Source organism: Nocardioides dubius, assembly GCF_039528155.1.
GTDB classification, from domain to species: Bacteria; Actinomycetota; Actinomycetes; order Propionibacteriales; family Nocardioidaceae; genus Nocardioides; species Nocardioides dubius.
Genome location: NZ_BAAALG010000006.1, coordinates 227,162 through 238,085 on the forward strand (window position 1 = coordinate 227,162; position 10,924 = coordinate 238,085).

At 71.2% G+C, this 10,924-nt stretch carries 11 protein-coding genes; 2 read left to right on the plus strand and 9 right to left on the minus strand.

Annotated features, from left to right (window positions below; all coding sequences use genetic code 11):
- From ABD151_RS08470 to ABD151_RS08485, 4 genes are all read right to left on the minus strand, one after another.
- Nucleotides 1-708: a YwaF family protein gene (locus ABD151_RS08470; protein WP_343993263.1), complete on the minus strand. Its 708-nt coding sequence runs from the start codon at nucleotides 706-708 to the stop codon at nucleotides 1-3.
- A 71-nt stretch (nucleotides 709-779) separates the two neighbouring features.
- Nucleotides 780-2,336, minus strand: a complete 1,557-nt coding sequence (locus ABD151_RS08475; RefSeq protein ID WP_343993265.1) for an acyl-CoA synthetase — start codon at nucleotides 2,334-2,336, stop codon at nucleotides 780-782.
- A gap of 5 nt (nucleotides 2,337-2,341) precedes the next feature.
- Entirely contained in the window at nucleotides 2,342-3,472 is a 1,131-nt protein-coding gene (locus ABD151_RS08480; protein ID WP_343993267.1) for a DUF5938 domain-containing protein, read from the minus strand.
- A gap of 8 nt (nucleotides 3,473-3,480) precedes the next feature.
- Nucleotides 3,481-4,269 carry an SDR family NAD(P)-dependent oxidoreductase gene (locus ABD151_RS08485; protein ID WP_343993269.1) on the minus strand — a complete coding sequence of 263 codons (789 nt, stop codon included), beginning with the start codon at nucleotides 4,267-4,269 and terminating at the stop codon, nucleotides 3,481-3,483.
- Between the two features lie 136 nt (nucleotides 4,270-4,405).
- Between ABD151_RS08485 and ABD151_RS08490 the strand changes: the two genes are divergently transcribed.
- Nucleotides 4,406-5,026: a TetR/AcrR family transcriptional regulator gene (locus ABD151_RS08490; RefSeq protein ID WP_343993271.1), complete on the plus strand. Its 621-nt coding sequence runs from the start codon at nucleotides 4,406-4,408 to the stop codon at nucleotides 5,024-5,026.
- Between the two features lie 16 nt (nucleotides 5,027-5,042).
- Here ABD151_RS08490 and ABD151_RS08495 read toward each other — a convergent pair whose 3' ends face one another.
- Complete coding sequence (locus tag ABD151_RS08495; protein ID WP_343993273.1) at nucleotides 5,043-5,837, minus strand: ASCH domain-containing protein; 795 nt, start codon at nucleotides 5,835-5,837, stop codon at nucleotides 5,043-5,045.
- 55 nt (nucleotides 5,838-5,892) lie between these two features.
- Nucleotides 5,893-6,444 (minus strand): hypoxanthine phosphoribosyltransferase, encoded by a 552-nt coding sequence (gene hpt, locus ABD151_RS08500; protein WP_343993275.1) that lies wholly within the window; start codon nucleotides 6,442-6,444, stop codon nucleotides 5,893-5,895.
- Between the two features lie 81 nt (nucleotides 6,445-6,525).
- On the opposite strand from hpt, the gene ABD151_RS08505 reads away from it, so the two are divergent.
- Nucleotides 6,526-7,566, plus strand: a complete 1,041-nt coding sequence (locus tag ABD151_RS08505; RefSeq protein WP_343993277.1) for a VanZ family protein — start codon at nucleotides 6,526-6,528, stop codon at nucleotides 7,564-7,566.
- A gap of 39 nt (nucleotides 7,567-7,605) precedes the next feature.
- On the opposite strand, the gene ABD151_RS08510 is transcribed toward ABD151_RS08505, so the two are convergent.
- The 3 genes from ABD151_RS08510 to dacB form a co-directional block, all read right to left on the minus strand.
- On the minus strand, nucleotides 7,606-8,235 hold the full coding sequence (locus tag ABD151_RS08510) for a tRNA lysidine(34) synthetase (protein ID WP_343993394.1): 630 nt from the start codon (nucleotides 8,233-8,235) through the stop codon (nucleotides 7,606-7,608).
- Nucleotides 8,236-8,580: 345 nt separating this feature from the next.
- Nucleotides 8,581-9,627 (minus strand): zinc-dependent metalloprotease, encoded by a 1,047-nt coding sequence (locus ABD151_RS08515; RefSeq protein WP_343993279.1) that lies wholly within the window; start codon nucleotides 9,625-9,627, stop codon nucleotides 8,581-8,583.
- A gap of 33 nt (nucleotides 9,628-9,660) precedes the next feature.
- The coding region (dacB, locus tag ABD151_RS08520; RefSeq protein ID WP_343993280.1) for a D-alanyl-D-alanine carboxypeptidase/D-alanyl-D-alanine endopeptidase at nucleotides 9,661-10,924 on the minus strand (1,264 nt) is incomplete at its 5' end.

The following is a 10,924-nucleotide window of genomic DNA, read 5'->3' on the forward strand; positions in this document are numbered from 1 at the left end:
TCAGCCCGCAGCGGTGCGGGTGCGGCGCACGCAGGCCCAGGTCATCAGCGTCCAGACCGCGATCACGATGGCCACCTCGATCACCACGTAGGAGGGCCAGGGCCCGAGGTAGTCGAGCGCGGACGCGTTGTTGGGCTTGCCGTTGAGGTAGCCGTAGTTGGTGCCGATGATCGCGTTGAACGTCATCACGCCCGCGGCCCAGAGCGAGGTCAGCCCGATCGCGATCCGCAGCTCGCGCCAGCCCGGGTAGAGCCCGAGCCCCCAGACCAGGTAGACCGCCGACCAGACGATCAGCCAGTGCATCGCCCAGAACATCGCGAAGCGCGGCTCGGCCCAGCCGGAGGCCAGGTCCGGGGTCAGCATGCCCTGCAGGGTGAGCGTCAGGCCCCACAGCCAGCTGACGCCGGCCGCCCAGCGCTTGCGGGTCCACAGCGCGTAGCTGGCCAGCACCCAGGCGAAGTCGCAGATCTGCAGGGGCAACGAGGTGTCCAGGTCCCACTCCGACGGCGTGAGCTGGAGCAGCTGCATCGGCACCGTGACCACCGGGATCAGCACCGCGAACGCCCGGGAGAACCGCACCTCGCGCCCGGTCCCCCGGTGCCGTCGTCCGCACCGGACCAGCGGCACGCAGACCAGCACGAACGTCACCAGCATGATCACGTGCACCGGCCCGAAGGTGGTGAACCGGGTGCTCTCCTCTGCCCACATGACTCCAGCCTGACGCCGTTGCCTCAGCTGCGCGTGAGCCTGCGTGCTCAGAGCTGCAGAAGACGCGGCCCTCAGTCGTTCGCGTGGTCGGGGTCGGCGACGAGTTGGGCCTTGATCTCGGTCTTGAGCACCTTGCCCACCTTGGATCGGGGCAGGTCGGCCCAGATCTCGATCTGCTTGGGCGCCTTCACGCTGCCGATCCGCTCCTTCACGAAGGAGGTCAGCTCGGCGATGTCGACACCGATCCCGGGCCGGGCCTGGACGACCGCCGTCACGCGTTCGCCCCACTTCTCGTCGGGCAGCCCGATGACCGCACAGTCGGCCACCGACGGATGCGCCATCAACGCCTGCTCGACCTCGGTGGAGTAGACGTTGAAGCCGCCGGTGATCACCATGTCCTTGGCCCGGTCGACGATGTGCAGCAGCCCGTCGGCGTCGAGGAAGCCGATGTCGCCGGTGTGGTGCCAGCCGTGCGCCGACGCCTCCGCGGTCGCCTCGGGGTTCTTGTAGTAGCCGCGCATCACCAACGATCCGCGGACCACGATCTCGCCGCGCTCTCCTGGTGCCACCAGGCGTCCGGCGTCGTCCATGATCGCGACCCGGACCAGCGGGGAGGGCCGACCGGCCGAGGAGAGCCGCTCGACGGCGACCGATCCGTCGTCGCGGAAGTGCTCGGCCGGCGCCAGGGTGGCGATCATCATCGGCGCCTCGGTCTGCCCGAACAGCTGGGCCATCACCGGGCCGATCCGGCGCAACGCCTCCTCCAACCGACTGGTCGACATCGGTGCTGCGCCGTACCAGAAGCACTGCAACGAGCCGAGCTCCGCCGTCGCCAGCGCCGGATGGTCCAGCACCATGTAGATCAGCGTCGGCGGCAGGAAGGTGTGGGTCACCCGATGCTCCGCGATCGCACTCAGGAAGGCGCCGACGTCCGGGGTGCGCAGGACCACGATCGAGCCACCCAGCGCCAGCACCGGGAAGCACAGCACCCCCGCGGCGTGCGTCAACGGCGCCAGCGCCAGGTAGGTCGGACGATGACCGCGCTCCGGCCAGGGGTAGCCGATCAGAGTGAGCGCGGTCATCGTCTCCAGGTTGGTGCCGGTGAGCATCACCCCTTTGGGGCGACCGGTGGTCCCACCGGTTCCAACGATCATCGCGAGGTCGTCGGCACTCGGGGCCTCGACGATCTCCTTGCCCTGCGCCAGGAACTCGGCCCAGGTGAGTGCACCCTCGACCTCCGCGTCGAGGCAGACCAGGGTGCGCAGCTGCGGCAGATCGCCCCGGATCGCGGCGACCAGGGGCGTGAAGGCGCCTTGGAAGATCAGCACCTCGCAGTCGAAGAGCTCGAGCAGCTCGCGGTTCTCGTCGGCCTCGTTGCGGGGGTTGATCGGGCACCACACCGCTCCGGCGCGGCTGATCCCGAAGACGCAGCTGAACGCGATCGGATCGTTCGCGGAGAGCACCGCGACCTTGGTGCCGCCGCGGACGCCTTGCGCCGCCAGGGCGGAGGCGATCCGATGACTGAGCCGCTGGACCTGGTCGTAGCTGAGGGTCTCGCCGTCACAGACCAGGCAGGGCGCCTCGCCTCCCAACGAGGCGCCCTTGTCGAGGTACTCCACCAAGCGCACGGCGCTCAGCCCTCGACGGTCAGGACCGGTTCCGCGACCAGGCCGAAGGCGCGCAGCTGGCCGAGCAGCTCACGGTGGCCGAACGCCTTGCAGCCCGAGGCGAACCCGACCCGCAGCGGCGGCTGCTGGAGCAGCGAGTAGGCCGCATAGGCCTGCAACAGCCCCGTCTGCTTGTAGTTCTGATTGCCGTGGATCACGCAGTGGGCCCGCCCCAGCGGACCGGAGGCGTGCACCGAGTCCAGCGACTTGTTGAGCCGCGGGTTCTCCCGTGGCGGCATCTGGTTCATCACCTGGGCCGCGGTCGCGGTCAGCGCGGCGTCGCGGTCCTCGTCGTTCATGTCCTTGGTCGCCTCCAGCGCACCCGCGACGATCTGCGGGACGCCGTTCATCAGCGCCGCGTTGAAGACGCCGCCCTGGGCCTTGCAGTTCGCCACCCGCGGATCCTTGCGGTACCAGACGGGGTGCGAGGTACCGCCCCACGGCAGCGACTGGGCCAGCTCGTGCTGGCCGGGCACCACCAGCGGGACCAGGCCCTGGTTCGGGTCGAACTCCACGTAGTCGTTCTGCTGCAGGTAGTGCGCGGACGACGTCGCGGCGTTGACCAGGATGGTCTGGGTGGAGGCGATGGTCGGCGAGCCGCCCCAGAAGACCGCGATGTCGAGGGTGTCCAGGCCCGGCTTCTCCAAGCAGAGCTCGGCCGCGATCTCACCGGTGGTGTACATCTGCGCGATGCCGGGGCTGAGCAGCAGGTGATTCGCGGCGAAGGCCTTGCCGTACTGCTCGTCGCAGGTGATCAGCCAGTCCTGCTCGCCGGTCGTGTCGAGGTAGTGGGCGCCGCCGGCCAGACAGGCCTCCACCACCCTCGGGCCGTACTTGCTGAACGGGCCGACGGTGTTGCAGACCACCGAGGCGCCGGCGAAGAGCTCCGCCAGGGCGGAGACCTCGTGGGCGACCTCGACGATCTCGTAGTCGGCGGTCTCGATCCCGGCGACGTTCGCCTCCATCGAGGCCTTGAGCCGGTCGGCGTCGCGGCCCGCCGCAACGAAGGGCACGTTGAACTCACGCAGGTACTCGCAGATCAACCGGCCGGTGTAGCCGGAGGCGCCGTAGACCACGACGGGCTTGGTGCTGGACATCTCGCTCCTCACATTCCCATGCCGCCGTCGACCGGGAGGCCGACGCCGTTGACGAACTTCGCGTGGTCCGACGCCAGGAAGACCACGGCGTCTGCCATGTCCTCGATGGTGCCGAGCCGACCGGACGGCGTCAGCTCGACCACCGCGGCGACCGCGTCGGTCGGCGACGGATAGAGACCGAGCTCGGCCATGTCGTTGGCCAGTCCCGCGCCCATCTCGGTGGGCACCAGCCCCGGGTAGATGCAGTTCACCCGGACGCCGAGGCCGAGCTTGCCGCTCTCCATCGCCGCGACCCGGGTCAGCCGGTCCACCGCCGACTTGGTCGCCGAGTAGCCGGCGATCGCGGGGAAGGCGATGGTGGCGGCCACCGAGGCCACGTTGATCACCACGCCGCCCTGGCCGGCCGGACCCTCGGGCCGCATCGCGCGGAACGCGTGCTTGATGCCGAGCGCGGTGCCGAGCACGTTGACCTCGAGCATCCGGCGCACGTCGTCGGGCTCCAGGTCGAGGATCAGGCTGCTGATCTCGATGCCGGCGTTGTTGACCACGATGTCGAGGCCGCCGGTCTCCACGGCGACGGCGATCGCCGCCTGCCAGGAGAGCTCGTTGGTCACGTCGAGGTGGACGAAGTGGCCACCGATCGCGGCAGCCACCGCTGCGCCCTGGTCGTCGCGCAGGTCCGCGATCACGACCGAAGCGCCGGCCGCTGCCAGCGCTCGGGCCATCCCTTCGCCGAGCCCTTGGGCACCGCCGGTGACCAGTGCGGTGCGGCCGGACAGATCGATGCTGCTGGGCATGGGCCCTCCTTCGTGACGAGTGATGCGCATCACACAACCCCATGATCTTGACGACCGTCAAGACTTTCCTGGGCAGTTGTCCAAAATTTTCTTGACGACTGTCAAGATCACTCCGCAGCGGCTAGGCTCACCGTTCATGACGACCGCACCGACTCGTCGAACGCCTGCCGACAAGCACGACGAACGCCGCCGCGAGCTGGCGGAGTCCGCGCTGCGCACCCTCGGCGAGCTCGGCTATGCGAAGGCGAGCCTGCGCGAGATCGCGAACAACTCCGACTTCTCCCACGGCGTCGTGCACTACTACTTCGCCGACAAGCTCGAGCTGATCGTCTACTGCGTGCGCTACTACAAGGCCACCTGCGTGCACCGCTACGACGGCGTCGTCGCCGAGGCGACCACAGCCGAGGGGCTGGCCGAGGCGTTCGCCGACAAGCTGGTCGAGACGATCCTCGACGAGGCGCCGATGCACCGGCTCTGGTACGACCTGCGCTCGCAGAGCATGTTCGAGGAGAACCTCCGCGAGGCGGTGGTCGCGATCGACAAGACCCTCGAAGAGATGATCTGGCGGGTGATCAGCACCTACGCCGCCCTGGCCGGCCGCGAGCCGGCGATGGCGCCGGCAGTCGTCTACGGACTGCTCGACGGCCTCTTCCAGCAGGCCCTGCTCGGCCACCTGTGCGGCCGCGAGGACGCGTTGGCCAACCTGCGCACCGAGGCGGTCACGCTGCTGCCGATGCTGCTGACGCCGGCCTCCTGACCCCGCGGCACGCACCTCAGGAGACGGCGAAGCCGAGCCCGCGTTCCGCGAGCGCCGCGGCCAGTCGGTCGAGCGCGATCGGCCCGACGCCGCGCAACGCCGCCAGATCGCCGCGGCTCCAGGTGGCGACGGACTCCAACGTGTGCAGGTCTGCTGCGCGCAGAGCGGCGGTCGCCGGCGCCCCGATGGTGCGTGGCAGCGGTGTGCCGACGCGGCGCGGCTCCCGCGAGCGCGGCCCGTCCTCGGCGTCGAGCACCGCCTCGCCGCGGGGCGAGAGCCGGTAGCCGATCGCCAGTGACTCGGTCAGTCCGCGCTCCTTGAGCTTGCGGACGTCGCGCTTGAACTCCGCCGTCTCGCGCCCCACCTCGGCGGCGAGCTCCGGAGCACGCACCTCGGCGTTGGCGTCGATCAACCGGAGCGTCTGCCGGGTCCAGGCGCCGATCGCGGACGACGTGTCGAGCCGGTCGAGCCAGGCTCCGATCGCAGCGATCTCCTCGGCGTCCGGGACCGCCTCCCGCAGCGCCTCGCGCGGGTCGGCGCCGGCGAAGCGCAGCTCGACGCGGAAGACCGGCAGCTCCGCGCGGGCACTCAACGCACCCTTCAGCGCCGTCAGCGACGCGGCTCCACAGCGCCGGGCGTCGTCGGCCCGCAGGGCCGAGACGGCGACCTGGTCGACGCCGGTCACCTCCACCAGCCCGACGGCGGTGCGCAGCCGGGTGCCGACCTTCACCCGTGGTCGGTCCCAACGCCGGAACGCGAGGTCGATATCCCCGCGCCGGATCGCTTCGAGCTCAGCCGGTCGGATCAGCATGAGCCGACCCTAGTGTCCCGCGCCACTAGTCCGCCGCAGGACGCGGCGCGACGGCTCAGGAGTAGACGTGCGGCGCCAGGGTGCCGATGTCGCGCAGGTTGCGGTAGCGCTCCTTGTAGTCGAGGCCGTAGCCGACCACGAACTCGTTGGGGATGTCCCAGCCCACGTACTTGGGCTCGACGGGCATCGAGAGCGCCTCGGGCTTGCGCAGCAGGGTGGCGATCTCGACGCTGGCCGGGTTGCGGCTGGACAGGTTGGAGATCAGCCAGCTCAAGGTCAGCCCGGTGTCGATGATCTCGTCGACCACCAGCACGTGGCGCCCGGAGATGTCGGTGTCGAGGTCCTTGAGGATGCGCACCACGCCCGACGACTTGGTGCCCGAGCCGTAGGAGCTCACGGCCATCCAGTCCATCTCGACATGGCGGCCCAGCGACCGCGACAGGTCGGCCATCACCATGACCGCGCCGCGCAGCACGCCCACCATGAGGAGGTCCTGCCCCTCGTAGTCGGCGGCGATCCGGTCGGCCATCTCCTGCAGCTTCGCCTGGATCTGCTCCTCGGTGAAGAGGATGTTGATCAGATCGCTTTCGACGTGGGCGGAATCCATGTCCGTCAGCCTGCCACATCCGGTGCGATCGCTCATCAGCCGGTGCCGGGAGACGTCTGCTGGATCACCTAGCCTCGCTCCATGAGCGACCAGACCATCAACGGCCTCCTCGCCGTCATCCTCGGCACCGGGCTGGCGGCGCTCCTGGTGATCCCGGTAGCGGCCCTCCAGTACCGCCGCCGGGGTCGGCTGAGCGTGAGTGACCTCCTGGTCCTCCTCGCAGGCGCCGTCTACGGCCTGGCACTGTGGACCTACACGCTGCTGCCGCTACCCGCCGAGGGCTTCACCTGCGTCGGTCGGCAGACCGATCCGCTGGCCACCATCCGCGCCATCCGGCCCACCGAAGGCGGCTGGGCCAGCCTGGTTCGCGACGCCGCCTTCCTGCAGGTCGCCCTCAACGCCGCGCTCTTCGTGCCGCTCGGCTACTTCGTCCGCCGCGTGCTCGGCCACGGAGTGGTGGTGGCCACCTGCCTCGGGTTCACCGTCTCCCTGCTGATCGAGGTCACGCAGACCACCGGGATCTTCGGCGTGTACCGATGTGCCTACCGCCTCTTCGACGTCGACGACCTGTTGGTGAACACGCTCGGCGCGACGGCCGGCTCCGTGATCGCCCTGCTCCTGGTGCGCGAGCACGACGGACCGCGCGCGCTGCCGACCGCCCTCACCACGGGACGACGCTGGATGGGGATGGCCTGCGACGTGCTGTTCGTCATCGTGCTGGGCGCGGTGGTCGCGGTGGGCTATCGGGCCTGGGGCCTCTACCTGGCCGAGATGGAGGTCAGCGACCTCGATGTCACGCTGCAGGCCGCGCTGCAATGGGGAGTGCCGGGCGCCATCGAGACGATCGCGGTGCTCGGCTTCGGTCGCACCGTCGGCGAATGGGTGGTCTCGATCCGCGCCGTTCCACGGCGCCCAGGCGCGCTGATCGTCTCGCGGATCGCCAAGCTGGCAAGCGGCGTCGGCGTCTTCCTGGCGTTGGGTTGGGCGACTCCGGCCTGGACGACCCCAGCGCTCCTGGCCTTCGCAGCCCTCAGCCTTCTCGCGGCCTGGCGCACGAAGCAACATCGCGGCCTGACTGGCGTCATCTCGGGAAGTGACCTCGAAGTCGTCCGCTCCGTGTGACCTGAGCGCGCATCCAGGACGCCGATCTGCGCGCTGAGGTCACATCGAGGGCTGGAAGCGGATCTCGCCGTCGGCACGCAGGGCCCGCAGGTGCCCGGGCAGGTCGATCCAGCGCTGGCCGCGCCAGCCGGTGACCAGCGCATCCATCGCCGTCACGTGCTCGTAGGCCAGCTCGGCGTCGAGCGCACCGGCCGCGACCGCCGCCGCCCGCAGCACCCGGGTGCGCAGCGCCTGGGGCAGTCCCGCCAACGCTTGCACCGAGAGCCCGTCGCTGCCGGCGCACTCGCGCAGCGACAGCGCCGCCAGCTCGTCGAGGAACTCCATGTCCGGGCGCAGCAGCTCGGCGGTGCGGGCCAGCGCCGCGGAGACGCCGGGGCCGAGCGCGTCCTCCAGCACCGGCAGCACCTGCTTGCGGACCCGCACCCGGGCGTAGCCCGGATCCTCGTTGTGCGGATCGGCCCAGGCGTCCAGCCCCTCGATCAGGCACGCCTCGGCGGTGTCGTCGCGGGTGACGTCGAGCAGCGGCCGCCGGAACACCTCGAAGCCGCGTCGCATGCCGGCCACCGAGCGCCCGCCGGAGCCGCGGGCGAGCCCGAGCAGCACCGTCTCGGCCTGATCGTCGCGGGTGTGCCCGAGCAGGACCAGGGCGGCTCCGGTGCGCTCGGCGATCTCGGCGAGGACCTGGTAGCGAGCCTCGCGAGCGGGNNNNCGCCTCCGGCCCGAGCCCGTCGGCGGCGACCGTCACCCGGGCGGTCAGCGTCTCGTCGACGCCGATGGCAGCCAGTTGCCCGACCACCCGCTCGGCCTGGGCCGCCGACCCCTCCTGCAGTCCGTGGTCGACGGTCGCGCCGATGATCGCCAGACCCGCCTTGTGGCCCTCGAAGACGGCAGCCGAGGCCAGCGCCAGTGAGTCCGCGCCGCCGGAGCAGGCGACGACGATGCGCTGGCCGGGCTGGGTCTCGGCGAGCACCGCACGCACCCCGCGCCGGACCGCGGCGATGGCCGGGTGCAGGGTCATCCGTGGATCCGCTTGACCCACAGCTCGGGCTCAAGGATCTCCGCCTTCGAGGGCAGGTTCTCGGCCTGCGCCCAGACCGCGTTGAAGCCGTCCATCCCGACGTCGGCGATCACGGCGCGCACGAAGTTGGCGCCGTCGCGGTACTGCGCCATCTTGGCGTCCAGCCCGAGCAGCCGGCGCAGGATCCGGTCCAGCGGACCGACGCCCTTGCGACGCTCGGTGAACTTGCGGCGGATCGCGGCGACGCTGGGGATCACCTCGGGCCCCACGCCGTCCATCACCACGTCGGCGTGACCCTCCAGCAGCGACATCATCCCGGTCACCTGATCGATCAGCGCGCGCTGCTCCGGGCTGCTCACCATCTCCACCAGCGACCCGCTGCCGGAGCCCTCGCGGAGTGCGGAGGCGACCTTCTTCACGCCCTCGTCGAGCGCGCCGTCGTCCGACTTCATGGTGGCCGCGATCGTGGCCACCATGCTCATCAGGTGCTCGCGCATCCACGGCACGGCGGTGAACTGGACCCGGTGCGTCTCCTCGTGCAGGCAGACCCAGAGCCGGAAGTCGGTGGGGTCGGCGCCCAGCTCCTGCTCCACGTGCACCACGTTCGGAGCGACCAGCAGCAGCCGCCCGTGCGGGTCGTGGAACGGGTCGAACTGGCCGAGCACCCGCGAGCCCATGAACCCGAGCAGCAGGCCGACCTCGGCGCCGGTCACGCGCGAGCCGATGGTGCGCCCGATCAGCCCCGGCGACCTGTCGCCCATCACCGAGCCGATCACCGGCCCGAGCGCGGTGGCGAACGAGTCGGCGTTGGCACGCACCCAGCTCGCCCGGTCGACGACCAGGATCGGAGCGGTGCCGGCAGGGGCGTCGAGTCCGGTGAAGTCGCGGACCAGGCCGGTGGCCCGGTTGGCGCCCGCCCGCAGCTCCTCGACCGCTGCGCTGGCCTCGGCAGCGGTGACCTCGGGCCCCTCGCCGACGATCCGGGTGCCGATCCGGACGGCGTAGTCCCAGTCGATGAACGACCCGCTGCCTGACTGCTCCATGCCCACGACCCTACGCGGCGGGCCCAGACGGCGTCAGCCGCAGCGGCAGGCGGCCAGTGCCGCCGAGAAGTCGTCGATCGACTCCCGCACGGCCAGGGTGTCCTCGACCTTCACCCGGTCCGCGAAGACCACGAAGGTGAACACCGTGCCGTCGACGGCGTCGATCACCCCGGCGAAGCCGTGCACCCCGGTCAGGGTGCCGGTCTTGGCCCGCACCCGGCCCAGGCCCTCGGGGTCGCTCTCGGCCAGGCGCAGGGCGGCCGAGCCGTTGAAGCCGGCCACCGGCAGTCCCTCGATCACCGCCCGCAGCGCAGGCTGCTGGGCTGCGACGCTCAGCACGCCGAGCAGGGTCCGGGCGCTGAGCAGGTTGTCACGCGAGAGCCCACTGCCGTCGAAGAGCCGGGCACCGGCCATCGGCACGCCGAGCCGGCTCAGCACCGCGCGCACCCCCCGGGCGCCACCGGTGAACGAGCCACCGGTGCCCTCGGCCAGGCCGACATGGTGGGCCAGCAGCTCGGCCCCCTCGTTGTCGCTGACCGCGATCACCTGCTCGACGACCTGGCTCAGCGGGGCGCTCTCGGCCTCCGCGAGCACGGACGCCGTCGACGGGGCGGAGGCCGGGCGCACCTTTCCGGTCACCTGGACGCCGGCCTTGCGCAGGTAGCCGGCGAAGAGCTGGGCCGCCGAGCGCGACGGGTCCGCCTCGTGGCCCCAGCCGTCGCGCTTGTCGCCCTGGTCGGCCCAGAGCGCGGTGATCGGAGCGACGACGCCGTCGGAGAAGTAGTCGGCCGGCCAGCGCGGGTTGAGCGTGGGGCCGCTGAAGAGCGAGTCGTCGTACTGCAGCCGGATGCTGGTCCGGCCCTCGGCCGCGAGCGCGGCCGCCGTCTCCGCGGCCAGGGTGCGCAGGTCCGCCTGCTTCGGCCAGGCGCTGGCCTTGGCAGGCTCGGCGGCCAGGTACGGATCGCCGCCGCCCACCAGGATCACGGCCTCGCCGGTCGTGGCGACCACCTTCGTGGTGAAGGTGTGCTCGGCGCCGAGGGCATCCAGCGCCGCGAGCCCGGTGACCAGCTTGGTCAGCGAGGCCGGGGTGCCGACGCCGGCGGCGTTGTCGAACCAGACCTCGCCGCCGGGCGAGCCGACCGCCGCGACCACATGGTCACCCCAGGTCTTGCGCTTGAGGATCTTGGCCACCGCGCGCCGGATCGCCCGCTCGTCGGCCGTGCCGCTGGCCGCGGCGGGCTCGGCGACCGGGCCGGCCGGCGCGGACGCAGGCAGCTGCAGCTGCTGCGGAGCCGGC

What these genes read in the sequence shown, in the direction of transcription:
- ABD151_RS08470 (WP_343993263.1), bottom strand. Translation starts at nt 708, where the DNA reads ATGTGGGCAGAGGAGAGCACCCGGTTCACCACCTTCGGGCCGGTGCAC.
- ABD151_RS08480 (WP_343993267.1), bottom strand. Translation starts at nt 3,472, where the DNA reads ATGTCCAGCACCAAGCCCGTCGTGGTCTACGGCGCCTCCGGCTACACC.
- ABD151_RS08485 (WP_343993269.1), bottom strand. Translation starts at nt 4,269, where the DNA reads ATGCCCAGCAGCATCGATCTGTCCGGCCGCACCGCACTGGTCACCGGC.
- ABD151_RS08490 (WP_343993271.1), top strand. Translation starts at nt 4,406, where the DNA reads ATGACGACCGCACCGACTCGTCGAACGCCTGCCGACAAGCACGACGAA.
- ABD151_RS08495 (WP_343993273.1), bottom strand. Translation starts at nt 5,837, where the DNA reads ATGCTGATCCGACCGGCTGAGCTCGAAGCGATCCGGCGCGGGGATATC.
- hpt (WP_343993275.1), bottom strand. Translation starts at nt 6,444, where the DNA reads ATGGATTCCGCCCACGTCGAAAGCGATCTGATCAACATCCTCTTCACC.
- ABD151_RS08505 (WP_343993277.1), top strand. Translation starts at nt 6,526, where the DNA reads ATGAGCGACCAGACCATCAACGGCCTCCTCGCCGTCATCCTCGGCACC.
- ABD151_RS08515 (WP_343993279.1), bottom strand. Translation starts at nt 9,627, where the DNA reads ATGGAGCAGTCAGGCAGCGGGTCGTTCATCGACTGGGACTACGCCGTC.